The following is a 24,376-nucleotide window of genomic DNA, read 5'->3' as shown; positions in this document are numbered from 1 at the left end:
GGCGATGGTGAATTGTGCCCACTGCGGACGCGGGACGTTCAGGCGGGGGTGTTCAGAGCTGGCGCGGAATGCCAGCTCAGAGCGCGAAGGTCAGAGTGCAGGCCCAGGATCGATTTGACCAGCTGAAAATGGGGCGACTCATCAAAGTCCAAAGTCGCCGAGGTCGCGCGGCGCCAATACGCTGTGGTGGCGCACCTGCAGGAACTCGCCGGCGCAGGTCAGTCAGTTCGGGCTGTCGCGGTCTATGATTCTGATCAGCGGAAGAGTGGAGTGGTGCCCGGACAGAATGGCCTGGGCGATCGGGGTGGAGCAGATGGCGCGCCGGCACGCCCCGGCTGGTCAGGGCATCCGTTCCCGCGCAGAGAGCCGCAAGGGGCCCGGGGGACTGGGAGAGGTGGCTGATGGCGGTGCTGAAACGGCTTTGGGCCTCGATCAGCAGGCCATCGCCAGGCTTTAGCGTGGCCAGCAAGTGTGCTTCCTGGGCAGGTAGTGCACCAGCTTGGCGCCAATCCGGCTGGTGGCCATGCCCATGATACGAAACGGGGTGATAGTTGCCCTAAGACGCGCCGCTCAGCTGGGATCTCGCTGGGCGAACCGGGCGTCGATGGACGGCTTGGCTGGGCCGTGTGACATCAGCTAAAGCAGCCCAGGTGCCGCGGGTGGCGCCGAGAAAGACGAATAGCTGGATCGCCATGCTGCGCGTGTGACCCACTGCGGCGCTTCGACATGGACAATGGCGCGATGGCTCCCAAGACAAGCTCCGTTTCCCCGCTCACCGGCACCGCGTTTGCCATCCTGCTGCTGATCGCTTTCATGATGGGAGCCAATCACGTGGCGGCGCGGCTGGCGTTTGATCATGGCGTGGATGTGGCCACGGCGGTGGCGTTTCGCAGCGGTGCGACCGTGCTGGCGGTGGGCCTGCTGCTTCGGATGTACCGCGTTCCGCTGCGCATCGGGCCGCGGCAGCGCAGGGCTTTGCCGGCGATAGGTGTGCTGGTGGCGGTGCAAAGCCTGTGCCTGTATTCCTCGGTTGCGCGCCTGCCGGTGGCGCTGGCCTTGCTGGCCTTCAACACCTACCCGCTGTGGACAGCGCTGTGGGCGCGCGTGTTGTACCAGCACCGGCCGGCACCGCAAGTGTTGCGCGCCATGCCGGTGATTCTGGTGGGACTGACGCTGGCGCTCGATGTGTTCGGCGCCGCCTCTGGTCTGCAGGCTTCGGCGCACTGGGCACAGATTGGTGTGGGCGTTGCGTTTGCCCTCGCGGCGGCGGCCACCTTTGGCCTGGCGCTGGTGCTGACCCAGCACGAGGCGGGCGACATTGACGGCCGCTGGCGCACCTTCACCACACTGTCCATCGTGGCCGTGCTCGCAATGCTGGGGGTGGCCACCCAGGGCGGCTTTCAGCTGCCGCAGGCGCCGCTGGGCTGGGTCGGACTGCTCGGACTGACGGCGCTGTACGGCACCGCGTTCACCATCATGTTCACCGTGTTGCCGCGCCTGGGCGTGGTGGGCAACTCGGCCATCATGAACGTGGAGCCGATTTTTGCGCTGGTGTTGGCGTGGTTGCTGCTGGGGCAAACGATTGCACCGGTGCAGGTGGCCGGTGGCCTGCTGGTGGTGGCCACCGTGATGTGGCTGGGCACACGGCGCAATTGAGACTTGACCGGTTCAGTCGTCGATTGACGCGCTCCAGCGATCGTTCCAGCCACCGGGTTCGCGCAGGCCTTGCAGGTCGCGCCGATCGCGCTTGGTGGGGCGCCCTTGTACCAGGCTGAGTGCGGGTTCTGGCGCCAGCCGGCGTTGCTCGGCCAGTACCAGCCGCTCGGCAATGGATTCGGGCGTTTCCTCAAAGAGGCCGGCGGCCACCGTGGCCGATCCACGTGTGCTGCTCAGTGCCTTGACCACCACGGTGCGCACCACGGTGCCGGTGTGCAGCTCCAGACGGTCGCCGGGTTTGACGTCGCGAGATGGCTTGGCGGGCTGGCCATTGAGCCGCACGCGGCCCTTGTCGATGGCCTCGGTGCTCAGGCTGCGCGTCTTGTAAAAGCGCGCAGCCCAGAGCCATTTGTCCAGGCGGACCTTGTCGGTGGCGGCGGGTGGGTTCATGACGGAGTCGAGGATGGATTGGCCTGTGGGGTGGAAGGGGCGTTGAGTGCCAGGGGCAGTTGCACACGGGCGTCAAGGCCGTTGGTGTGACCTTGCGAGAGGCGGTTGTCCAGCGAAATGCGCCCCCCCAGCGACTGCACGATCCCGTGGCAGATGGTGAGTCCCAGTCCCACGCTGCCCGAAGCGCTGTCACCAGTTTCGGTGGCAAACGGCTGGAACAGGCGATCGCGCAGGGCCGCCGATACCCCGGGACCGCTGTCGCTCACGGTCAGCGTGCCCTCGACCGAGGTAGCGTGCAGCACAACCGTCAGTGGCGCACCAGGTGGTGAGTGCTTGATCGCGTTGTGCACCAGGTTGCGGCAGAGCTCTCGCAGCGCCCAGGGGTGGGCATGCACGGGAGCCGGCCGACTCTCCAGCGAAAAATCGAGAGATCGTTCTGCGATCAGGGGCGCCAGGTCGAGTGCCACCTGGCGCAGCACATCGTCCCAGTCGGTCACGGGTGGGTCGCGGTCCTCTCGCAGCTGCTCGACCTTGGCCAGTGCCAGCATCTGGTTGGCAAGCTCGGTGGCACGCTCCACCGTGTTTGCGATCTCGTCGAGCGCTTGCGCTGGCTCAACGTCGCCGCGGCGCGCCGACTGCAGCTGGGTCTTGAGTACGGCCAACGGGGTGCGCAGCTGGTGCGAGGTGTCGCGCACAAAACGCTTCTGGTGGTCAAGCAGTTGCGACAAGCGCGCCATGTGCTGGTTGGTCGCTTCCACCAGCGGCAGCAGTTCGCGAGGCGCGTCGGCCACGGGCAGCGGCGACAAATCGTTTTCGCTGCGCGCGGCAAGCGACCGGCTCAGCGCTCGCACCGGCTGGGTGGCGCGCTGAACCACCAGCACCACAACGCCCACAATGACCAGCACCAGCGCCGCCTGGCGCCACAGCGTGTCGACCAGAATCTGGCGCGCCAGTGTCTGCCTCAGTTCCAGGGTTTCGGCCACCTGGATGGTCGCCATGCCCTGGCCCGCCGCGCCGGCCACCGGTTGCAGCAACACCGCCATGCGCACCGGCGTGCCGCGGTAGTCTTCGTCGTAGAAGTGCACCAGCGCGGCGTAGATGTTTTGCTCGGGTAGGCTCGCGCGAGGCGCAGGGAGGTCTTCGAAGCCGGACACCATGTCGCCCGAAAAGCCGTTCACCCGGTAAAACAGCCGGCTGCGGTTGTCGGCCTCAAACGCTTCGAGGGCCGAGTAGAGCAGGGATGACTGAACCTGCGGCGCTTGCGCCGTGCCCACTACCTGCAGCTGTTCGCCCAGCGACTTCGCAGTCGCCAGAAGGGTGCGGTCGTAGGCCGTGTCGGCGGCGATCAGCGCCTGGCGGTACAAGACCGCCGTGTTGATCAGCAGAAAGCCCAGCACCGGCATCAGAATGCCGAGCAGCAGCGTTCGGCGCAGCGACAGCGGGCGGGCGTCGGTGCGCGTCAAGCGGCGGTCCAGCCAGATGGGTGGAGATTCATGCCGGACCGGCCTTGAGCAGGTAACCCAGTCCGCGCAGGGTGACGAGCTGCACGCCTGTGTCGGCAAGCTTCTTGCGCAGCCTGTAGGCGACCACTTCGATGGCCTCGGGCTGGGCTGTGGTGTCGCCCGGAAACACGGCCTCGAACAAGCGCTCCTTGGCGATCGCATGGCCAGGTCGCTGCAGCAAGGCGCGCAGCAAAGCCAGCTCGCGCGGCGGCAGTTCCAGCGGCAGACCCTCTGCATAGACGGCGCCGCTGTCGTGATCCACCCGCAAACCACACCAGTCGACCGACACGGCCAGTGGGTCGCGCGAAGCCTCGTTGGCGCTGGCACTCCGGCGAACCAGGGCGCGAACCCGCGCTTCCAGTTCGTCAAGATCGAACGGTTTGGGGAGGTAGTCGTCGGCCCCGGTGTTCAGCCCGATGATGCGGTCGCCCACGGTGCCGCGGGCCGTGAGGATGATGACAGGCGTGGTGAGGCCAGCGGCGCGCGCATCGCCCAGCACCTGCAACCCGTCGCGACCGGGCAGGCTGAGATCGAGCAGCACCGCATCGGGCAGACAGGCATGCCACACGGCCAGCGCCTTGGCGCCATCGCCACAGGACAGCACCTGCATGCCCCGGCGCTCAAAGCTGCGCTGCAGCGTGGCCTGCATGGTGGGGTTGTCTTCGATGAGGAGCAGTTTCATCCGGTGGTCATTATCGTGAGCGCCGGACGCTTCGTGGTCAGTGGCAACCCGGCCCATGCTTTGTCCATCCGTCCGCTCAGGTGCGAAGCATGGGGAGGTCGGAGCACTAGGGTTTGTCCGTAGCGCACGGACAGCTGTTTGACAGGGCCAGCACGCATCATTCAGGCGCAGACCTCAACACAAGGAGACAGCCATGCGTCGCGACACCTTCCTCAAATCTCTGGCCGCCCTGGCCGCTGCTGGTGCCATGCCCTCCGTGGCCTGGGCCAACGGCAACCTCAAGATGATGATCCCCGCCAACCCGGGCGGTGGCTGGGATAGCACCGGCCGCGCGCTGGGCAAGGCCTTGCAGGACGCCGGTGCAGCGTCTTCGGTGACCTTCGAGAACAAGGGCGGCGCTGCGGGCGCGATTGGCCTGGCGCAGTTCTACAACGCCAGCAAGGGCGATCCGAACGCGCTGATGGTCATGGGCGCCGTCATGTTGGGCGGCATCATCACCGGCAAGCCGCCGGTCTCGGTGACGCAACTCACCCCGATTGCGCGTCTCACCACCGAGTACAACGTGTTCGTGCTGCCGGCCGACTCCCCATTCAAGTCGATGAAGGACGTGGTGGACCAGCTCAAGAAAGATCCGGGCAGCGTGAAATGGGGCGGCGGCTCGCGCGGCTCCACCGAGCACATCGCGGCGGCGCAGATCGCGCAGGCGGTGGGCGTGCAGGCCTCCAAAATCAATTACGTGCCGTTCCGGGGCGGTGGCGAAGCCACGGCAGCCATTCTGGGTGGCAACGTCACCGTGGGCGGCAGCGGTTACAGCGAGTTCCAGCAATACATCGAATCCGGCAAGATGCGCGCCATCGCCGTCACCTCGGCGCAGCGGCTGCCAGGCATCAACATCCCCACGCTGAAAGAGCAGGGCATCAATGTGGAGATCGGCAACTGGCGCGGCGTGTTCGGCGCCGCAGGCATCTCGGCAGCTCAGCGCGATGCACTGACCGCGCTGGTGGTGCGCGCAACCAAGAGCCCGAGCTGGACCGAGTCGCTGACCAAGAACAACTGGACCGCCGCTTTGCTCACCGGCAAGTCGTTCGACGAATTCGTGGATCGCGACTTCTCGTCGCTTCGCGCGACCATGGTGCGCGCGGGCATGGTCTGACCTTGTCCCGCCGCAGGCCCGTTCGCTGACGCGTACCGGGCCCCTTTTTTGTACTGCTGGCTCGCCGGTGCGATCGAGGCGCCGGGTACGGCTGCCGCATGGACTCTTCACATGAATTCCTCACGCCCTCTCGAACCCTCCTCGCCGGGGGCCAGTGAGCCCCCCGTCGCCACGCGAGGCGCGGGTCAGCTGCTGGTGGGTCTGGGCGCGCTGGGGTTGGCCGCGGTGCTGGCGTATGGCGCCACATCCATCTCGTCCGAAGCCGGTTACGCGGGCGTCGGGCCCAACTTCCTGCCCTGGGTCATCAGCGCGGCCATGGCCATTTGTGGCAGCCTGCTGATCTTCGAAGCGCTGACCGGCGGCTATCGACAAATGGAGACGCCCTCTGGCGCACCGCGCGGCGACTGGGTTGCGCTGGCCTGGGTGTCGGCCGGCGTGTTGCTCAACGCCACGCTCATCACCACCATCGGCTTCATCCTGAGCTGTGCTCTGTGCTTCACGCTGGCGGTGCGCGGCCTTCGTGCCAGCGAAGGCAAGCCAGCTGGCAACCTGCGCCAGACGCTGATCGACGCTGTCACCGGCATGCTGATCGCCGCGCCGGTGTACTGGCTGTTCACCAAGCTGCTGGCGGTGAATCTGCCGGGCATCTCCAGCAGCGGCTGGATCTGACGCCATGACCGACATCCTCACCCAACTGCTTGGCGGCTTCGCCACCGCTGCCACGCCGGTCAACTTGCTGTGGGCGCTGGCGGGTTGCGCGCTGGGTACGGCCATTGGAGTGTTGCCGGGCCTGGGTCCGGCGGTGACAGTGGCGATGCTGCTGCCCATCACCGGGCAGGTCGAACCCACCGCGTCGATGATCTTTTTTGCTGGTATCTACTACGGTGCCATGTACGGTGGATCGACCACGTCCATCCTGCTCAACACGCCCGGCGAGACCGGCACCATGGTGACCGCGCTCGAGGGCTTCAAGATGGCCAAACATGGCCGCGCTGGCGCCGCGCTGGCCACGTCGGCCATCGGCTCGTTTGTGGCCGGCAGCATCGCCACGGTGCTGGTCACGCTGTTTGCGCCCATCCTGGCCAAGTTCGCGGTGCAGCTGGGCCCACCGGAGTATTTCTGTCTGATGCTGCTGGCCTTCACCACGGTCAGCGCGGTGCTGGGCAAGAGCACGTTGCGCGGTCTGACCGCGCTGTTCTTCGGCCTGGCACTGGGCCTGGTGGGCATCGACCAGATCACCGCGCAGGTGCGCTACACCGGCGGCGTGATGGAGTTCATGGACGGCGTCGAGGTGGTGCTGGTGGCCGTGGGCCTGTTTGCAGTGGCCGAGGCGCTGTACAACGCGCTCTACGAGGGCCGCAGCGCCAACGACATGAACAAGCTCAACAAGGTGCACATGACACGCACCGAGTGGCGCCGCTCCTGGCCTGCTTGGCTGCGCGGTACCGCCATCGGTTTTCCATTTGGCACCATTCCCGCGGGCGGCTCGGAGATCCCGACCTTCCTCAGCTACGCGGCTGAGCGCAAGCTGGCCAAACCCGAGCACCAGGCCGAGTTCGGCACCACCGGCGCCATCGAAGGCGTGGCCGGCCCCGAGGCGGCGAACAACGCCGCGGTCACCGCCACGCTCGTGCCCCTGCTGACGCTGGGCATTCCGACCTCGGTCACCGCCGCCATCCTGCTCAGCGCCCTGCAGAACTACGGCATCAACGCCGGCCCGCAGCTGTTCCAGACCTCGGGCGACCTGGTCTGGGCGCTGATCGCCTCGCTCTACATCGGCAACGTGATGCTGCTGGTGCTCAACCTGCCGCTGGTGGGCCTGTGGGTCAAGCTGCTCAAGATTCCCAAACCTCAGCTCTACGCCGGTATCCTGATCTTCGCCACCGTGGGCGTGTACGGCATGCGCCAGAGCGCATTTGACCTCTACCTTATGTATGGCCTGGGCATGCTCGGCGTGCTGATGCGGCGCTACGACTTCCCCACCGCACCCGTCATCGTCGGCCTCATCCTCGGGCCACTGGCCGAAGCGCAAATGCGCAACGCCTTGTCGATCGGGGAAGGCAGCTGGCTCGTGTTTGTACAGCGCCCGATGTCGGCCACGCTGCTGGCGGTGGTGGTGCTGGTGCTGGTCACGCCGCGCCTGCTGGCCTGGCACCGACGCGCCTGAGCGCAGGGTTGTCCGGCGCCGCGCGGTTACCATGCCGCCATGACACGGGACGACCGCCTGCCGCGCGACGCACAAAGCATTCTTGAACTCGCTGCCAGGTCGATGTTCGACCTGTTTGCGAACGCCAGCGAGGGCATGATGCTGGTGGACCGCCTGGGCCGCGTGGTCTGGATCAACGACCAGTACCGTCGCTTCCTGCCTGCCCTGGGCTTCGAGCGTGAGAGCGACTTTGTCGGTCATCCGGTCTCCAGCGTGGTGCAGAACACCCAGATGCACCAGGTGCTGGCCACCGGCAAACCGATTCTGATCGACTTGCTGACCAACAAGGCCGGTACGTTTGTGGTCAGCCGCATTCCCTTGCGCGACGAGTCGGGCGACGTGATCGGTGTGCTGGGCATCGTGCTGTTCGACCACCCCGAGACCACGCTGCAACCGCTCATCAGCAAGTTTGCGCGGCTGGAGCAAGACCTGAACGACGCCCGGCGCGAGCTGGCGAATCAGCGCCGCAGCAAATACACCTTTGCCAGCTTCGTCGGCACCTCGGCCGGCGCGCTGGAGGTCAAGCGCCAGGCGCGTCGCGCGGCGCAGTCGAGCAGCCCGGTGCTGCTGCTGGGTGAGACCGGCACCGGCAAGGAGCTGCTGGCCCATGCCATCCACGCCGCTTCGCCGCGCGCCGGGCGGGCGTTCGTCAGCGTGAACATGGCGGCCGTGCCCGACACCTTGCTGGAGGCCGAGTTTTTCGGCGTGGCGCCAGGGGCCTACACCGGGGCCGACAAGAAGGGGCGCGATGGCAAGTTCAAGCTGGCCGACGGCGGCACGCTGTTTCTGGACGAGCTGGGGGACATGCCGCCTTCGGTGCAGGTCAAGCTGCTGCGCGCCTTGCAGGAGGGCGAGGTGGAGCCGCTGGGCTCGAACAAGCTGGTGAGCGTGGATGTGCGCGTGGTTGCCGCCACCTCACGCGACCTGGCGCAGATGGTGCGCGATGGTGACTTCCGGGAAGACCTGTTCTACCGCCTCAATGTGCTGCCGATCAGGGTGCCGCCCTTGCGGGACCGCCAGGGCGACATCACCCTGCTCACCGAAACCCTGTGCGAAGACATCGCGGTGCGCGGAGCGGGTGAGCACATGGAGCTCAGCGCGCCTGCCCTGTCGCTGTTGGCCGCTCAGCCCTGGCGCGGCAACATCCGCGAACTGCGCAACGTGCTGGAGCAGCTGGCCTTGCGCAGCGATTCGGCGCAGATCGACGTCGACCAGGTGCGCACGGTGCTGGCTGCGTCCGGCCAGGTGGCGCCTGCGCCCGCGTTGGTGGCCGAGGCGCCGCGTGATGGGGGCGCGTCGCCGACCGGTAGCACTTCGATCCAGCCGCTGGCCGACCGCATCGCCGCGCTCGAGCAGGCGGCCATCGCCGAGGCATTGGCACACACCGGCGGCAACCGCGCGGCCGCCGCGCGACTGCTGGGGATATCGCGCGCCAGCCTGTACGATCGGTTGGCCCAAACGCCTGAAAAACAGACAGATGTCTGAAAAATAGACATTTTTATCGATGGATGTGTCTGAATTTCAGGCGAGCGACAAGGTGTTGCTTCAAAAAAACCTTTGAAATCAAGGCGCGCGTGTCTGGCATGAAGCCTGCGTAGCTCATGGCACGGCCACCGTGCGGTGACCCATTCAACCAGGAGACAAGACATGACCCAGACCACCCGCCGCTTTGCGGTGATTGCCCTTGCCTGTTCGGCCGCCCTTGCATCCACGGCGGCCCTGGCCCAGGCCGGCGGCGAGATCCGCATCGCCCACGTGCACAGCCTCACCGGTCCCCTGGAGGCCTATGGCAAGCAGACCACCACCGGCTTCCGCATGGGTCTGGAGTACGCGACCGGCGGCACGATGATGGTGGCGGGCAAAAAACTGGTGGTGATCGAGAAAGACGACCAGGGCAAGCCCGATCTGGGCCGCAGCCTGCTGGCCACCGCCTACTCGGACGACAAGGCCGACATCGCCGTGGGCCCCACGTCGTCGGGCGTGGCGCTGGCCATGCTGCCGGTGGCCGAGGAATACAAGAAGATCCTGGTCGTCGAGCCCGCCGTGGCCGATTCGATCACTGGTGAGAAGTGGAACAAATACATCTTCCGCACCGGGCGCAACAGCAGCCAGGACGCGATCTCCAACGCCGTGGCGCTCGACAAGGCCGGCGTGAGCGTGGCCACGCTGGCGCAGGACTACGCGTTTGGTCGTGACGGAGTGAAGGCGTTCAAGGACGCGATCAAAACCGCCAAGATCGTGCACGAGGAGTACCTGCCGACCAGCACGACCGACTTCACGGCCGGTGCCCAGCGCCTGATCGACAAACTCAAGGACCAGCCTGGTCGCAAGGTGATCTTCATCATCTGGGCCGGCGCGGGCAATCCGTTCAAGATCGCCGACCTGGACCTGAAGCGCTACGGCATCGAGATCGCGACGGGCGGCAACATCCTGCCCGCGATGGCGGCGTACAAGAACTTTCCCGGCATGGAAGGCGCGACCTACTACTACTTCGGCCTCCCGAAGAACCCGGTGAACGAGGCCCTGGTCGCCCAGCATTACAAGGAATTCAAGAGCCCACCCGATTTCTTCACCGCGGGTGGCTTCTCGGCGGCAATGGCGGTGGTGACGGCGCTCAAGAAGAGCAACGGCGACACCAACACCAACAAGCTCATCAAGACCATGGAGGGCATGAGCTTCGAGACGCCCAAGGGCACCATGACCTTCCGCAAGGAAGACCATCAGGCGATGCAGAGCATGTACCACTTCAAGATCAAGGTCGATCCGGCGTTTGCCTGGGGTGTGCCTGAGCTGGTGCGCGAGATCAAGCCGGCCGAGATGGACGTGCCGATTCGCAACAAGCGCTGAACTGGGCTACCCCCTGCGCCGCTGACGCAGCTTCCCCCTGGAAGGGGGACCATGCCTGTGGCCTGGCAAAGCCAGATCCTCTGCATGTCTGGTGGGTCGTCGCGCTGCGACGACTGCTTGGGCACTTGCGCTGCGCTCTGTTGGTGTGGCGCTCGGAGACTTCATGCTTGAAACTTCTGATCTCACGGCCCGCTTTGGCGGGCACGTGGCGGTGAATGCCGTGTCCTGCGCGTTCGAGCCGGGCACGCTGACCGCTATCGTGGGCCCCAACGGGGCGGGCAAGACCACGTACTTCAACCTCATCTCGGGCCAGATCAAGGCGTCGGCCGGAAAGGTGAAGCTCAATGGCGTCGACATCTCGACCCTGAGCGCGCCCGCACGCGCCCAGGCCGGTCTGGGCCGGGCGTTCCAGCTCACCAACCTGTTTCCGAATTTGACGGTGCGCGAAAACGTGCGGCTCGCGGTGCAGGCTCGAGCCGGCGCGGGGTTGAATCTCTGGCGCATCTGGAGCGACCGTCGCGACCTCGTGGTGCGGGCCGACGAGGTGCTGGAAGCCGTGGCGCTGGCGGAGAAGGGCGATCAGCTCGCCAGCAGCCTGCCGCACGGCGACCAGCGCAAGCTGGAGGTCGGCATCCTGATGGCACTGGAGCCGCAGGTCTTCATGTTCGACGAACCCACGGCGGGCATGAGCGTCGATGAAGCGCCGGTGATCCTCAACCTCATCCGCAACCTCAAGGCCGACCGGACCAAGACCATTCTGCTGGTGGAACACAAGATGGACGTGGTGCGCGAACTCTCGGACCGCATCATCGTGCTGCACAACGGCGAACTGGTGGCCGATGGCGAGCCCGCGGCTGTGATCGCTTCCCCGGTGGTGCAGCAGGCCTATCTGGGCATCAACCCGGAAGAGGTGGACGCATGAGTGCTCCGTTGCTGACGCTAGAAGGTGTGCACACGCACATCGGCGCGTACCACATCCTGCATGGGGTGGACCTGGTGGTGCCGCAGGGTGAACTCACGCTGCTGCTGGGCCGCAATGGCGCGGGCAAGACCACCACGCTGCGCACCATCATGGGCCTGTGGCAGGCCAGTCAGGGCCGGGTGGTGCTCGACGGACAAGACATCACACACCGCCCGACGCCCGACATCGCACAAGGGGGTGTGGCCTACGTGCCCGAGAGCATGGGCATTTTTTCCGACCTCTCGGTGAGGGAAAACATGCTGTTGGCGGCGCGCGGGGCGAGAACGCTGGACGACATCGACACCACGAGGCTGGAATGGATCTTCGGCCTGTTCCCGGCCATGAAGAAATTCTGGAACCACCCGGCAGGCAAGCTCAGCGGCGGACAGAAGCAGATGCTGGCGGTCTCGCGCGCCATCGTCGAGCCGCGCCAGCTGCTGCTCATCGACGAGCCTAGCAAGGGCCTGGCGCCCGCCATCGTCCAGAACATGATCGAGGCTTTCCGGCAGCTCAAGGCGGCCCAGACCACCATCCTGCTCGTGGAGCAGAACTTCAACTTCGCCAAGCAGCTGGGCGACTCCATGGCGGTGATGGACGACGGCCGCGTGGTTCACAGCGGCTCCATGGCCGAGCTGGCGGCCGACGAATCGATGCAGTCCAGGCTGCTTGGCCTTTCACTGGGAGCGCATCCATGACACCGCACGCCCGTCACGTCGTGATTTCGCGGCCCTTCCAAACCAGGCAGGTCGTCCTCGGGATGGCCCGGTGGGAGACACACGCATGATCACACTCAAAGAACTTGACTGGAAACCGATGGCGCTGGTGCCGGCGCTGGCACTGATCGCCTTGCCGCTGACGGGCAGCGCCTCGACCTGGCTCACGCTGACGGTGGCCGGCCTGGCCATGGGCATGATCATCTTCATCATCGCCTCGGGCCTCACCCTGGTGTTCGGCCTGATGGACGTGCTTAACTTCGGCCACGGCGTGTTCATCGCGCTGGGAGCGTTCGTGGCCACCACGGTGCTGGGCAGCATGGGCAGTTACACCACCGCCGACAGTCTCTGGCTCAACCTCGTGGCGCTGTTTCCCGCCATGCTGGCGGCGATGGCGGTGGCGGGCGCGCTGGGCCTGGTGTTTGAACGGCTGATCATCAGACCGGTGTACGGCATGCACCTCAAGCAGATCCTGATCACCATGGGCGGAATGATCATTGGCGAGGAGCTGATCAAGGTGATCTGGGGTCCGCAGCAGATCCCGCTGCCCCTGCCCGAAGCGCTGCGCGGCTCGTTGATCTTTGGCGACGCGGCGGTGGAGAAATACCGCATCCTGGCCGTGCTGGTCGGCACCGCGGTGTTTGCGGCCATGGTGTGGACGTTGAACCGCACCAAGGTCGGCCTGCTGATCCGCGCCGGCGTGCAGGACCGCGAGATGGTCGAGTCGCTGGGCTACCGCATCAAGCGACTGTTTGTCGGTGTGTTCGTGGCCGGCAGCGCGCTGGCCGGTCTGGGTGGCGTGATGTGGGGCCTGTACCAGCAGAGCGTGATTCCGCAGATGGGGGCGCAGGTCAATGTGCTGATCTTCATCGTCATTATCATCGGTGGCCTGGGCTCCACGCTGGGGGCGCTGATCGGTGCCTTGCTGGTGGGGCTGATGGCGAACTACACCGGTTTCCTGGTGCCTAAGGTCGCGCTGTTTTCCAACATCGCGCTCATGGTCGCCATCTTGCTGTGGCGCCCACAAGGCGTTTATCCGGTGACCTCCAGATGACCCCGCGCGCCGCCTTCGGCGTCATCCCCCTCCAGGAGGGCACAGCCAGTGGCCCGGCGAAGCCGGTTCCACGGCTGCTGCTGCGTGACTTCGATGCATGCCTGCTGCAAGGGCGGAGCGCAGGCATCGCCCTCCCAACCGAGAGACCTTGCCCATGATCCGAAGACTCCTCTCCAACGACCTGCCGCGCAGCCGCTGGCTTGCGTCTTTGCTGGTGGTGCTTTTTCTCGGGCTGGCGTTTGCGCCCTTCCTGTTTCCCGGGGTCAAGGCGCTCAACGTGGCGGCCAAGGTGCTGATCTTCGTGGCGCTGGTGGCCAGCTTCGATCTGCTGCTGGGCTACACCGGCATCGTGAGCTTCGCCCACACCATGTTCTTTGGCATCGGCGCCTACGGCGTGGCGATTTCGCTGTCGTCCACCGAAGAGCCGGGCTGGGGGGTGCTGGCGCTGGGCGTGGGTGCGGCGCTGGTGGCCTCGCTGCTGCTCTCTTTGCTGATCGGCCTCTTTTCGCTTCGGGTGAGGGCCATCTTCTTTGCCATGATCACCTTGGCCGTGGCGTCGGCATTTCTCACGCTGGCCTCGCAGCTTTCGGAATTCACCGGGGGCGAAGACGGGCTGAGTTTTGGTGTGCCCGAGCTGCTCTCGCCCGGGTTCGAGCTCCTTGAAGAACCGTTGAACACGCCGCTGGGCGAGGTCTACCTGGACGGGCGACTGATCAGCTACTACCTGCTGTTTCTGGCCACCTGCGGCATTTTCCTGACCATCCTGCGCATCGTGAATTCGCCGTTTGGCCGGGTGCTGCAGGCGATCCGGGAAAACGACTTCCGCGCTGAGGCGCTGGGTTACCGCACCGTGGTCTACCGCACGCTATCCAACGTGCTGTCGGCGCTGTTCGCCACGCTGGCGGGTTGCCTGCTCGCGCTCTGGCTGCGCTACAACGGGCCCGATACTTCGCTGTCGTTTGAGATCATGCTCGACGTGCTGCTCATCGTCGTGATCGGCGGCATGGGCACGGTCTACGGCGCGCTGATCGGCAGCGTGGTGTTCGTGCTGGCGCAGAGCTACCTGCAAGACCTGCTGCGCGCTGCAGGTCAGGCCGCGGAGGGCATCCCGCTGCTGCCGGCGCTGCTCACGCCCGATCGCTGGCTGCTCTGGCTGGGCCTGCTGTTTGTACTCTCCGTGTACTACTTCCCCAGCGGGGTGGTGGGCAAGCTGCGCGAGCGTGCGGTGCTGGCCCGTCTGAGGAGGCTGTCGTGAGCGACGACCGCGCCCCGGGCGTGCCACGCTCCCGCTACCTGGTCTGTGCGGACCGTGAGATCCACTGCATGGACTGGTCACCCGCGCCGGGAGCGGCAGTGCGTGGCGCCGTCGTCGCGTGGCACGGCCTGGCGCGCACCGGCCGCGACATGGACGCGCTGGCCGCCTACCTGTCAGGCCAGGGCTACCGCGTGCTCTGTCCCGACACCATCGGCCGCGGCCTGTCGCAGTGGAGCCCGTCGCCCGAGGCCGAGTACTGCCTGGCGTTTTACGCGAGGCTGGCGAGCGACCTGGTCGATCAGCTGGGGCTTGACCGCTTCCACTGGGTCGGCACCTCCATGGGCGGCGCCATCGGCATGGTGTGTGCCGCCGGTGCGCTGCAGGGCCGCATCCAGCGGCTGGTGCTCAACGACATCGGCCCGCAGCTGGCCGCACCCGCGGTGGAGCGCATCCGATCCTACGCGGGCAATCCAGCCTCGTTCGCCACGGTGGGCGAGCTGGAGCGCTACTTTCGCACCGTCTACAAGCCCTACGGTCATCTGTCGGATGCGCAGTGGACGCTGCTCACCGAAAGCTCCACGCGCCGCCTGCCCAATGGCCGGGTCACGCCGCACTACGACCCGGCCATGGTGATGCAGTTCATCCACCACCCAGCCGATTACGAGCTTTGGGACGCGTACGATCGCATCGACGCGCCGGTGCTGTGTCTGCGCGGTGCCGAGTCCGACCTGCTGCTGGCCGACACGGCCGAGGCCATGCGCGACCGCGGGCCGCGCGCCCTGGTGGTGACCATCGAAGGCTGCGGCCATGCGCCAGCCCTCAACGTGCCCGAGCAGCTCGATCTGGTGGAGCGTTTTCTGTCCAGGGGCGCGTGACAGGTCGCCTCGGCTGGCCACCGAGAGCGCGACGCTTGCGGCGCTGCACGCTCAGGGGCTGGTCTTGATCGAATCGGATTGCCGCTGGTAGGTGCTGTAAGGCGTGTCGGCCGCATCGAGGCAGCGGCGGCGCTCCTGGGCATCGGCGATCTGCAGGCACTGGCTGCGCTGCCAGGCCTGCGCGCTTGCATAACCCTGCTGCGCGCTGCAGCCGGTGAGCATACCGGCGCAGACCACTCCCATGGCCACCACGCAGTGCCTGGCCCCTGCGGTCATCGCCTCAGTTTTTGGCGCCCAGCGCCAGCGCGCGGTCCCGGCTGGCTTTGAGTTCCATCGGGTCGTCGGCCACCATCGTGGGCCAGCCTTGCAGGTGGCGCTCGGTGAGATCGGTCAGGGCGCGGATCCAGTCGGGGCTGTCGTTCAGGCATTCGATGTACTGAAACTGCTCGCCGCCGGCGTGCATGAAAGCCTCGCGCGCTTCCATGTTGATCTCTTCCAGGGTTTCCAGGCAGTCGCTGGTGAAGCCGGGGCAGACCACGTCCACGCTTTTGGTGCCGGCCTGGGCCAGTGCGATCAGCGAGGGCTCGGTGTAGGGCTCCAGCCACTTGGCCTTGCCAAAGCGCGACTGGAAGGTGACCTTGTAGCGGTCCTTAGAAAGCCCCAGGTGTTCCGCGAGCAGGCGGCCGGTCTTGTGGCATTCGCAGTGGTAGGGGTCACCCAGGTCCAGTGTGCGTTCGGGCACGCCGTGAAAGCTCATCACCAACTGTTCGCTCTGGCCGTGGTGCATCCAGTGGGCGCGGATCTTCTTGGCCAACGCCTCGATGTAGCCGCGCTCGTCGTGGTACCTGTTGATGAAGCGCAGCTCGGGCAACTGGCGGGTGTTGAGGGCCCAGACCGCGACGGCGTCGAACACGCTGGCGGTGGTGGTGCCGCTGTACTGCGGGTAGGCCGAGGCGATCAGGATGCGGGTCACACCCTGGGCCTTGAGCTCGTCGAGCACCTCGGGAATAGACGGGTTGCCGTAGCGCATCGCATAGCGCACCGTGACCTGGTGACCCCGCTCGCCGAGGTAGCCGCGCAGCAGCAAGGCCTGTTTTTCGGTCCAGACCTTGAGCGGCGAGCCCTCCGACGTCCAGACGCTGGCGTACTTGGCAGCCGATTTCTTGGGTCGCACGCGAAGGATGATGCCGTGCAGGATCAGCCACCACAGGGCTTTGGGGATCTCCACCACCCGGTGGTCGCCCAGGAATTCGGCCAGGTAACGGCGCAGGGCCGGTGCGGTGGGCTCGTCGGGCGTGCCGAGGTTGCAGTACACCACGGCCGTGCGCGGCGGCTGGCCATGGGAATAGGGCGGTTCTTTTTGGAAAGGCATGCGCTATTCTCCCGCAGACATGAACATCCCCAACAACACCGCTTTGTCAGGCATGGCACCGACCTCGGAATTTGATCCGCAGCGGGTGCGCGCCATCACCCTGGATCTGGACGACACGCTTTGGCCGATCTGGCCCACCATCACCCGCGCCGAGGGCGTGTTGCAGCAATGGCTGGACGACCATGTGCCGGCCACCGGTGCCCTGGGCCGCGACAAGGGCACGCTGCGCGAGGTGCGCAACCAGATGCAGACCCTGCGCCCTGACCTGGCGCACGACCTGAGCGCGCTGCGCAGGGAATCGATCCGCCTGCTGCTGCAGCGCGCCGGCGACGACCCGGCGCTGGCCGAAACCGCGTTCGAGGTGTTTTTTGCCGAGCGTCAGCGCGTCGAGCTGTTTGACGACGCCTTGCCCGCGCTCACCTTCCTGAGCAGCCGGTTTCCGGTGGTGGCCTTGTCCAACGGCAACGCCGACGTGCGCCGGGTCGGCCTGGGCGAACATTTCCGCGCCAGCATCAGCGCGCGCGAGTTCGGCGTGGGCAAACCCGATGTGCGCATCTTCCACGCCGCTGCCGCTGCGGCCGGCGTGAGCGCAGAGCAGGTGCTGCACATCGGCGACGATGCGCACCTGGATGGCGTGGGGGCGCTCAACGCCGGTATGCAGCTGGCCTGGGTCAACCGCGCGGATCACCCCTGGGAGCATGCGCCGCTGCAGCCCCACCTCACCGTGTCGGACCTGATGGCGCTGTGCCAGGCGTTCGGCTGAATCTACTTCCCATACGTTCATGAGTCTCACCATCTACGGCATTCCCGCTTCGCGCGCCGTGCGCCCCTTGTGGGCCGCGACCGAGCTGGGGCTGACCTTCGAACACGTCAACCTCCCCTACCAGGGTGGCGCCACGCGCAGCCCGGATTTCCTGGCGCTCAATGCCAACGGTCATATTCCGGTGGTCGTGGACCGTCGCGCACCGGGGAAGGAGGTGGTGGTCTGGGAAAGCATGGCCTGTGCGCTCTACATCGCGCGCCACCACGGCCAGCCCGACGGCCGCAGCATCACGCCGGTCGATGCGGGTGAAGACGCAGACGCCTTGCGCTGGAGTTTCTGGGCCGTGACCGAAACCGAGTCCGATGCGCTCACGGTGCTGATGCACCGTATGGTCATGCCGGCCGAGCGGCGAAAACCCGAACTGGCCGAGGCGGCCGAGAGGCGCTTGGCCGCGCCGCTGCGCGTGATCGAGCAGCACCTGAGCCGGCAGAGAGAACAGGGGCATAGCCACCTGGCGGCTGCGCGCTTCACGGTGGCCGATCTTTGTGTGGCCAGTGTGCTGAACTGGGCGCGGCCGGCGCACGAGCTGATGGCGGCGCACCCGCTGACGCACGACTGGATCGTGCGCTGCATCGAGCGGCCCGCCCACGTGGCGGTCAAGGCCAGGGGCATCTGACCGTCAGGGCCTGCAGCACCAGCACGGGCTCACCAGCCCCAGAGCAGCTTCTTGGAGATCCAGCCGCTCTTGCCCTCGTTGCGCTCCACGCGCACCCAGCCGTCACGCTTCTCTCGCGTGCGCATCAACTCGCCGTAGGTCGCCTTGCTCACGATGCGGTGCTGCGTACCGGGCCCGCTGCGCACGTTGGCGTTGTTGACCTTCACGATGTGGTGTGGCGTTCGTCCTGTGAGCGAGGCGGCGACCCAGCCCGAATCGCCCTCGAAGTCTTTCACCTTGAGCCAGCGGTTCTTGCGCTGGGTCACTTGCAGCGGGTAGCCTTTTTGCAGCTCCCACAGAATGGTGTTCTGAGTGCCCGGACCCGATCGCATGTTCAGGATACTGCCCTTGACACTGACCATCTGGCTGGCTGGCTGCGCCTGAGCCAGCGTGGACGCCAGGGCGATGGTGCACCAGGCCAGCAGGGTCGCGATCGTTTGGGTGTGGGCTTTCCTTGTCATCCGCTGAGGTTCCTTTCGATGAAGTGTGTGGGTGTCTTGTGTGGAGTGAGCGACTTTGAGGGCGGTGGTTCCCTTGAGGCAGCGAAGTGGGCGGGCGTTTTCAGCGTGGTCAGCCACTGGCCGCAATCTCGATGGTACTGGCCTCGCTCCGGCGGTCAGGGCAAGTGCCGGCGTAATCGGGGCAGGCCAGCCATGCGCTGATACGCCCGACGGTACACCCGAAGGCTGCGCTCGGCCTGTCCGAGCACGCTCTCGGGCGCATAGCCAGGCCCCTCCTGTCCGCTCGATGGCAGACCAGAGGCTTGCCCGGTGAGCAGCGCCAGGCCGTCGCTGATGTGTGCCGCGGTGTGGATGTGAAACCGGCCCTGCTGCACGGCAGCGACCACGGCCTGATCAAGCATCAGGTGGCGGCGATTGCGCTCGGGGATCAGCACACCTTGCTCACCGTTCAGCCCGGCGACCTCGCAGACGCGGAACCAGCCTTCGATTTTTTCGTTGATGCCGCCCACCGGCAGCACCTCGCCGTGCTGGTTGAGGGCGCCGGTCACCGCGATGCCTTGCCGGAGGGGTACACCCGCCAGCGCTGACAGCACGGCATACAGCTCGGCGCAGGAGGCGGAATCCCCCTCGACACCGTGATACTCCTGCTCGAAGACCAGGGCGGCATTGAGCGCCAGTGGCGCGAGGTGGGCGAACAAATGGGTCAGGTAACTGTGCAGGATCAGCACGCCCTTGTCGTGGATCGGGCCAGACATCGCCACCTCACGCTCGATGTTGAGCAGCCCCTGAGAGCCGGCGTGGGTGTGTGCGGTCACGCGAACCGGCAAGCCGAAGCGCCAGTCCCCCAGATCGATCTGGGTCAAGCCGTTGATCTGGCCGACACGCGCGCCGCGCACATCGATGAGGCGCTCCCTTTCAATGATCGATTCGCGCAGGCGCTGCTCGGGGTAATCGTGACGCAGCCGGTGGGCATCCAGCGCCGAGGCCACATCCACCGCCTCCACGAGGCCGCCGCCGCGCGCATCGCACGCCGCCGCGCTCTCGGACACCAGCGCCTCGATATGGCCAAAGATGGCACTCTGGCGGGACTGGTCGTCGACGCGACGGTGTGCGTCTTCCAGCACGCGCGCGACGGCGGCTGCGCTGAGGTGGCGCAGGCCCAGCTTGCGGCAGGTCTGGGCCACAAACAGGGCGGTGGCCGCGCGCGTGTCTGCGGTGGCAACAAAGCTTTCGGCGAAATCGACCTTGGCGCGGAAGTGTCGTGCGAACTCGGGATCGACTTCCTGCAGCGCGTAGTACTCCTCGGTGGAGCCGATCAGGATGATCTTGGTGTGGACGTCCACCCCCTGTGGCTGCAACGAAACTGCCGTCATCGGCATCAGCATGTTGCTCGGCTCTTCGATCTGCACCTTGCCCGAGCGCATGAAGCGACGCAGCTTTTCCCAGACCAGCGGGTCGGCGACCAGATCGCGCAGGTGCAGCAGCAAAAAGCCACCGTGCGCGCGGATCAGGCTGCCGGCCCGCACGCGGGAGAAGTCGGTCAGAAGCACGTCTTCTTCGGCCTGGTACTCGATGCGCCCGAACAGCGAGTGGTAGACCGGGTTGTCTTCAACGATTACTGGCGCACCGGCGAGTTCGGCGTTGTCCACCACCAGATTGACCCGATAGCCCAGCAGCAGCTGAGACAAGGCTTCCTGGCGCTCAGCATCATCGTCGTCCTGCGGCAGGAAAAGTTCCAGGTGCTCGAGCACATCCTGTGCCACCTGATCGAGGTAGCTGCCGAGCTTGACCGCGTCCTTGATCTGTTTTTTCAGAGGATTGCGAATTGCCTGCAGCTCGTGGTCGATCAGCGGCCTGACGACCTGCCGCCTGAGCGCGGCGAGGCCTTCGTTCATAGTGCGCAGCAGCGGCCGTGTGGTCTCCAGGAACTGCGCTATCTCTTCCCGCAAGGCCTGCTCGGCCTGATCCACCTGGGCGCGGCGTTCCTTGGGCAGGGCACGGGCCTCGTTTTCGGTCAGGGCTCCGCCCTTGGCACCGCGCAGCGTGAACACCAGTCGACCCGATTCCCGGTACAGGTTGAAGCCATGCGCATCGGCGAAGGCGTCGAGCTTGGCATAGGCCTTGGTCTCTTCGGTCTTGTAGACGTTCTCGATGCGTTCGCTGTCGGTCTTGAAGTCCTCGCTGTCCAGGCGCGCCGGGATTTCGTCTTGCAGAAAGCGGACAAAACGCACCATCAGCTGCCGAAGCACGCGCCCTTGCCCGGCCGGCATGCGCAGCGCGCGTGGCCGATCAGGTGACTTGAAGTTGTGCAGGTAACACAGGTCGGGCGGCACGGCCCGCTCGGCAGCGACGGCCTGGGTCAGCTGATGCAACAGCGAAGCGCGTCCGCTGCCCACCTCGCCCAGCACGAACAGGTTGTAGTCTGGCTGCTCCATGGCGAGGCCAAAGCGCGCGGCCTGTTCGGCACGCTCCTGGCCAATCCAGGGCAAGTTGGGTACCTGCAGGTCGGCGGTGGAGGCAAATCCCAGGGAGGATGGGTCAATCTGCAAACGCAGTTGATCAGGGAACAGGGTTTTGGCGGGCATGGTGTGAACGGATACGAGTCACCACCATCATGCGCACATCATCCGAATGCGCAAGCCCCGAAATCAAAGGCGGGTCACAGCATCCAGCCCGCTGCGCACCGCACCTTCCAGCGTGGCGGGGTAAGGGCCTGCCACATAGTCACCCGCTGCCCAGAGGCCGGGTGCGATCGAGGCTTCGGGGCGCTGCAGACCGGGCGTGCAGGCGAAGGTCGCGCGTTTTTCCACCACGGTCTGGATGGCCTGCAGCTGGTGAAGGCCCAGTTGATCACGCGCTTGCTGCAGCACGGACCGCTCCAGGGCCTCGCGCTCACCGCTGCTCGCGCTGATCACAAACGCCAGCACACCTTGCGCGCTCGGGTCAGCCGGATTGAGCTGACCGCGGTCGAACACGAACTGAGCCGGGGCACCGGCCTGACTGCGCAGCGCGAGCATGGCCTGTGTCAGCCGCACGCCGGGGCCCCAGGCGTACACCGTGGTGATGGCGGTGAACTCGAGCGCCGCGGCGGTGGTGGCCCAGGTGTGCAGTGCGCTTGCGGTGGCCTCCGGTGAGCGATCGGAGGCATCTTGCATGGCTCGGCTTGCTGCTGCGGCGCCGGTCGCCCAGATGACCGCATCGAAGGTCCGATCGAATGTCTCACCGTCGCGCTGGCCCATCAGGCGCCAGCCGCTGACCATCGGCTGCAGGGTGGTCACCCTGGCGCCGGTGAGCACCCGGCCAGACGCTGGATGGGTCGTGGCCAGCCAACGCGCCGCTGCGTCTGGAAACAGCGCGCTGAGGTCCAGCCGCGGCAGCAGCAGGCTGGAGGCCGACCATGGCCCCGCCTGCGCGCCGAAGAGCGCATCGCGCATCACCCGCAGGAAGACCTCGGCGCTGGCCTGGCTGGCGGGCAGGTTGAGCGCCGAAACGCACAGGGGCTCGACCAGCTCGTCCATCACCCGCTGAGGCAGACGGCTGCACAAGCCGCTGACGGTGAGCGAAGGGGCACAGGCAAAGCCTGACCGTTGCCAGGCCAGCGACGCCCGCACCAGTGCCAGCCGCTCGCCCCAGGTCCATCCGCGGGCGGTGGCGATGGCGACCAGCGCATCCAGCGGCGCGGGCAGACGGCTTGCCCAGCCGGGCGTCTGCAGTCCCTGGCCATCGGGGTAGGGCAGTGCCAGCGGCAGCGCGGCCAGCACCTTCGGCAGGTCGAGACCAACGCGCCGCATCAGGGCCAGGCTCTGGCTGTAGGCCCCGATCAGAATGTGCTGACCGTTGTCGAGCTGAAGCGCCACGCCGTCGGGCCGGGTGGCGGACATCGCGCGCGCTCGCCCGCCGAGCTGGCGGGTGGCCTCCAGGACTGTGACGTCATTGCCCGCATCCGCTGCCGCCACGGCAGCCGCCATGCCAGCCCAGCCGCCGCCGACGATGGCCACGGTCGTCTTCACAAACGGCCCAGTGCCTGAACCTTCCAAGCCAGCCAGAACTTGCGCAGCGGCGTGAGGCTCACGCGGCGTGTCAGCACCAGCAGGGGGTCGGTGGCGATTTCCTGGAGCAGGGTGCGGTAGATGCTGGCCATCATCAGGCCCGGCTTCTGGCTGCGCCGGTCGACTTCGGGCAGAAGGGCCAGGGCGTCGGCGTAGGTGCTCATGGCGCGTTCACACTGGAAGCGCATCAGGGCCTGGAAGCGCCGTTCGAAGTCGGCCCTGTCCATGCCGGGCGCTTCGCCTCGTTTGAGCAGTTCGTGGGCCTTGACGTCAAAGCGCTGCAGTTCGTTGACCGGCAGGTAGATCCGGCCACGCACCGCGTCTTCACCCACATCGCGCACGATGTTGGTGAGCTGAAAAGCCAGCCCGAGGCGATGGGCGTAAGCGGTGGTCTGGTGATCGGTCTGGCCAAAGATGCGGGCCGCAACCTCGCCCACCACGCCGGCCACCAGATGGCAATACTGCTGAAGGTTGGCGAAGTCGAGGTAGCGGTTCTGCTCCAGATCCATCTGGCAGCCATCGATCACGGCGAGCAGGTGCCGCGCTTCGATGTCGAAACGCTCGGTGTGCGGCATCAGAGCCTGCATCACCGGGTGGTTATTCTCGCCAGCGTAGGCCTGGGCCACCTCGCTGCGCCACCAGGCCAGCTTGGTCTGCGCAATGCCCACATCGGTCACCTCATCCACCACATCGTCCACCTCACGGCAAAAAGCGTAGAAGGCGGTGATGGCGGCGCGGCGCTCAGGGGGCAGGAAAAGAAAGGCGTAGTAAAAGCTGCTGCCCGAAGCGGCGGCTTTTTGCTGAACGTAGTCTTGGGGGGTCATGGCGGCGGCGGGTTGCGCTGAGTGTAAACAGGCCCCGCGGAGGCCCTGCAGGGGCGTGTCGCTGGCGGTCTTTCCATGTCAGCGGGCAAAGCCTGAATGCGGTAATAGGTGACTGGGCCGCTCAAGCTTGTGATTTGTCAGTTTTTCTTAAGACGGGTCGCGGGACAATCAGCGAGCAGTTTCTCATCCACCCTTAAAAGGCTATCCATGTCCGTTTCCAATCGCCGTGTTTTCATGATGCAAGTCGCCGCTGGCGGCGCTGCTTTGGCGGCAGCCAGCGCCCATGCGCAAGCTGCGCCCCTGGTCAACGAGAAAGACGCCCAGGCGATGTCGCTGGGTTATGCCGCCGACAGCACCAAGGTGGACGCCAAGAAGTTCCCCAAGCACACCGCCACCCAGTTGTGCAGCAACTGTGCGCTTTACACCGGCAAGGCCGGTGAGGCATCGGGTCCATGCGGTATTTTCCCCGGCAAGCACGTGGCCGCCAAGGGCTGGTGCTCGGCCTACGCCAAGAAGGCCTGATGCCTTCAGCGCGGCCGTACCGCTCTGCGGTCGGCCGCTTGGCGCCACCTTGACCAGAGGTCGGCGCCATGCAATGCGCCTGAGAGCGCCAGCCACAGGGCAGGCATGGCCCAGCCGGTATCGGCCAGGGTACTGCGCAGGGCGAAGATCAGGCACAGGCCGGAGCCCAGATTGAGCAGGTAGGCGCGAAACCAGAGGTGGCGCCCAGTCATCTGCACCATCCAGGCCACGATCAGCACCTCGGCCAGCACGATGGCCAAGGCCAGATCGATCCAGCGGCCACTGTCCCAGAGCGCCTGCATGGTGGCCATCTCGA

The 24,376-nt window shown here is 66.1% G+C and carries 24 protein-coding genes; 14 read left to right on the top strand and 10 right to left on the bottom strand.

Features of this window, described 5'->3' with window-relative positions; translation table 11 throughout:
* The first annotated feature begins 741 nt into the window (after positions 1-741).
* Positions 742-1,656 carry a DMT family transporter gene (locus tag QUV25_RS09665; RefSeq protein ID WP_300863433.1) on the top strand — a complete coding sequence of 305 codons (915 nt, stop codon included), beginning with the start codon at positions 742-744 and terminating at the stop codon, positions 1,654-1,656.
* 12 nt (positions 1,657-1,668) lie between these two features.
* On the opposite strand, the gene QUV25_RS09660 is transcribed toward QUV25_RS09665, so the two are convergent.
* The 3 genes from QUV25_RS09660 to QUV25_RS09650 all read right to left on the bottom strand — a co-directional run bounded on the left by QUV25_RS09660 (position 1,669) and on the right by QUV25_RS09650 (position 4,290).
* On the bottom strand, positions 1,669-2,106 hold the full coding sequence (locus QUV25_RS09660) for an RNA-binding S4 domain-containing protein (RefSeq protein ID WP_300863432.1): 438 nt from the start codon (positions 2,104-2,106) through the stop codon (positions 1,669-1,671).
* Positions 2,103-3,509: a sensor histidine kinase gene (locus QUV25_RS09655; RefSeq protein ID WP_300863580.1), complete on the bottom strand. Its 1,407-nt coding sequence runs from the start codon at positions 3,507-3,509 to the stop codon at positions 2,103-2,105. The genes QUV25_RS09660 and QUV25_RS09655 overlap by 4 nt, the downstream gene beginning before the upstream one ends.
* 88 nt (positions 3,510-3,597) lie before the next feature.
* Entirely contained in the window at positions 3,598-4,290 is a 693-nt protein-coding gene (locus QUV25_RS09650; RefSeq protein ID WP_300863431.1) for a response regulator transcription factor, read from the bottom strand.
* A gap of 193 nt (positions 4,291-4,483) precedes the next feature.
* Between QUV25_RS09650 and QUV25_RS09645 the strand changes: the two genes are divergently transcribed.
* The 10 genes from QUV25_RS09645 (at position 4,484) to QUV25_RS09600 (ending at position 15,354) form a co-directional block, all read left to right on the top strand.
* Complete coding sequence (locus QUV25_RS09645; protein ID WP_300863430.1) at positions 4,484-5,443, top strand: tripartite tricarboxylate transporter substrate-binding protein; 960 nt, start codon at positions 4,484-4,486, stop codon at positions 5,441-5,443.
* Between the two features lie 111 nt (positions 5,444-5,554).
* Positions 5,555-6,112 carry a tripartite tricarboxylate transporter TctB family protein gene (locus tag QUV25_RS09640; protein WP_300863429.1) on the top strand — a complete coding sequence of 186 codons (558 nt, stop codon included), beginning with the start codon at positions 5,555-5,557 and terminating at the stop codon, positions 6,110-6,112.
* Between the two features lie 4 nt (positions 6,113-6,116).
* Positions 6,117-7,610, top strand: a complete 1,494-nt coding sequence (locus QUV25_RS09635; RefSeq protein WP_300863428.1) for a tripartite tricarboxylate transporter permease — start codon at positions 6,117-6,119, stop codon at positions 7,608-7,610.
* Positions 7,611-7,649: 39 nt separating this feature from the next.
* On the top strand, positions 7,650-9,134 hold the full coding sequence (locus QUV25_RS09630; protein WP_300863427.1) for a sigma 54-interacting transcriptional regulator: 1,485 nt from the start codon (positions 7,650-7,652) through the stop codon (positions 9,132-9,134).
* Between the two features lie 162 nt (positions 9,135-9,296).
* On the top strand, positions 9,297-10,496 hold the full coding sequence (locus tag QUV25_RS09625; RefSeq protein ID WP_300863426.1) for a substrate-binding domain-containing protein: 1,200 nt from the start codon (positions 9,297-9,299) through the stop codon (positions 10,494-10,496).
* 163 nt (positions 10,497-10,659) lie between these two features.
* Positions 10,660-11,418: an ABC transporter ATP-binding protein gene (locus tag QUV25_RS09620; RefSeq protein WP_300863425.1), complete on the top strand. Its 759-nt coding sequence runs from the start codon at positions 10,660-10,662 to the stop codon at positions 11,416-11,418.
* Positions 11,415-12,152 (top strand): ABC transporter ATP-binding protein, encoded by a 738-nt coding sequence (locus QUV25_RS09615; protein ID WP_300863424.1) that lies wholly within the window; start codon positions 11,415-11,417, stop codon positions 12,150-12,152. Before QUV25_RS09620 ends, QUV25_RS09615 begins: the two co-directional genes overlap by 4 nt.
* Before the next feature lie 85 nt (positions 12,153-12,237).
* Positions 12,238-13,224 (top strand): branched-chain amino acid ABC transporter permease, encoded by a 987-nt coding sequence (locus QUV25_RS09610; protein WP_300863423.1) that lies wholly within the window; start codon positions 12,238-12,240, stop codon positions 13,222-13,224.
* Positions 13,225-13,378: 154 nt separating this feature from the next.
* The gene (locus tag QUV25_RS09605) at positions 13,379-14,479 is read left to right on the top strand and encodes a branched-chain amino acid ABC transporter permease (RefSeq protein ID WP_300863422.1); all 1,101 of its coding nucleotides are present in this window, start codon (positions 13,379-13,381) and stop codon (positions 14,477-14,479) included.
* A 68-nt stretch (positions 14,480-14,547) separates the two neighbouring features.
* Positions 14,548-15,354 (top strand): alpha/beta hydrolase, encoded by an 807-nt coding sequence (locus QUV25_RS09600; protein WP_300863578.1) that lies wholly within the window; start codon positions 14,548-14,550, stop codon positions 15,352-15,354.
* Between the two features lie 51 nt (positions 15,355-15,405).
* Here the strand turns inward: QUV25_RS09600 and QUV25_RS09595 are convergent, their stop codons facing one another.
* Both QUV25_RS09595 and hemH read right to left on the bottom strand, forming a co-directional pair.
* Complete coding sequence (locus tag QUV25_RS09595) at positions 15,406-15,630, bottom strand: hypothetical protein (protein WP_300863421.1); 225 nt, start codon at positions 15,628-15,630, stop codon at positions 15,406-15,408.
* Positions 15,631-15,634: 4 nt separating this feature from the next.
* The gene (gene hemH / locus QUV25_RS09590) at positions 15,635-16,726 is read right to left on the bottom strand and encodes a ferrochelatase (protein WP_300863420.1); all 1,092 of its coding nucleotides are present in this window, start codon (positions 16,724-16,726) and stop codon (positions 15,635-15,637) included.
* A gap of 52 nt (positions 16,727-16,778) precedes the next feature.
* On the opposite strand from hemH, the gene QUV25_RS09585 reads away from it, so the two are divergent.
* On the top strand, positions 16,779-17,489 hold the full coding sequence (locus tag QUV25_RS09585) for an HAD family hydrolase (protein WP_300863576.1): 711 nt from the start codon (positions 16,779-16,781) through the stop codon (positions 17,487-17,489).
* A 19-nt stretch (positions 17,490-17,508) separates the two neighbouring features.
* Complete coding sequence (locus QUV25_RS09580) at positions 17,509-18,165, top strand: glutathione S-transferase family protein (protein ID WP_300863419.1); 657 nt, start codon at positions 17,509-17,511, stop codon at positions 18,163-18,165.
* A gap of 29 nt (positions 18,166-18,194) precedes the next feature.
* Here QUV25_RS09580 and QUV25_RS09575 read toward each other — a convergent pair whose 3' ends face one another.
* The 4 genes from QUV25_RS09575 to hpnD form a co-directional block, all read right to left on the bottom strand.
* The gene (locus QUV25_RS09575) at positions 18,195-18,665 is read right to left on the bottom strand and encodes an SH3 domain-containing protein (RefSeq protein ID WP_300863418.1); all 471 of its coding nucleotides are present in this window, start codon (positions 18,663-18,665) and stop codon (positions 18,195-18,197) included.
* A 155-nt stretch (positions 18,666-18,820) separates the two neighbouring features.
* Positions 18,821-21,250, bottom strand: a complete 2,430-nt coding sequence (locus QUV25_RS09570; protein ID WP_300863417.1) for a Lon protease family protein — start codon at positions 21,248-21,250, stop codon at positions 18,821-18,823.
* A 63-nt stretch (positions 21,251-21,313) separates the two neighbouring features.
* Entirely contained in the window at positions 21,314-22,675 is a 1,362-nt protein-coding gene (hpnE, locus tag QUV25_RS09565; protein WP_300863415.1) for a hydroxysqualene dehydroxylase HpnE, read from the bottom strand.
* Entirely contained in the window at positions 22,672-23,538 is an 867-nt protein-coding gene (gene hpnD, locus QUV25_RS09560; RefSeq protein WP_300863413.1) for a presqualene diphosphate synthase HpnD, read from the bottom strand. The genes hpnE and hpnD overlap by 4 nt, the downstream gene beginning before the upstream one ends.
* A gap of 207 nt (positions 23,539-23,745) precedes the next feature.
* Between hpnD and QUV25_RS09555 the strand changes: the two genes are divergently transcribed.
* Positions 23,746-24,060: a high-potential iron-sulfur protein gene (locus tag QUV25_RS09555; protein WP_300863412.1), complete on the top strand. Its 315-nt coding sequence runs from the start codon at positions 23,746-23,748 to the stop codon at positions 24,058-24,060.
* Positions 24,061-24,065: 5 nt separating this feature from the next.
* On the opposite strand, the gene QUV25_RS09550 is transcribed toward QUV25_RS09555, so the two are convergent.
* Complete coding sequence (locus QUV25_RS09550; RefSeq protein WP_300863411.1) at positions 24,066-24,371, bottom strand: hypothetical protein; 306 nt, start codon at positions 24,369-24,371, stop codon at positions 24,066-24,068.
* Positions 24,372-24,376 lie beyond the last annotated feature (5 nt).

It is taken from the genome of Hydrogenophaga sp. (assembly GCF_030373245.1).
GTDB lineage: Bacteria > Pseudomonadota > Gammaproteobacteria > Burkholderiales > Burkholderiaceae_C > Hydrogenophaga.
The sequence above is the reverse complement of the archived record's forward strand: the minus strand, read 5'-3'. Positions and strand labels throughout refer to the sequence as shown.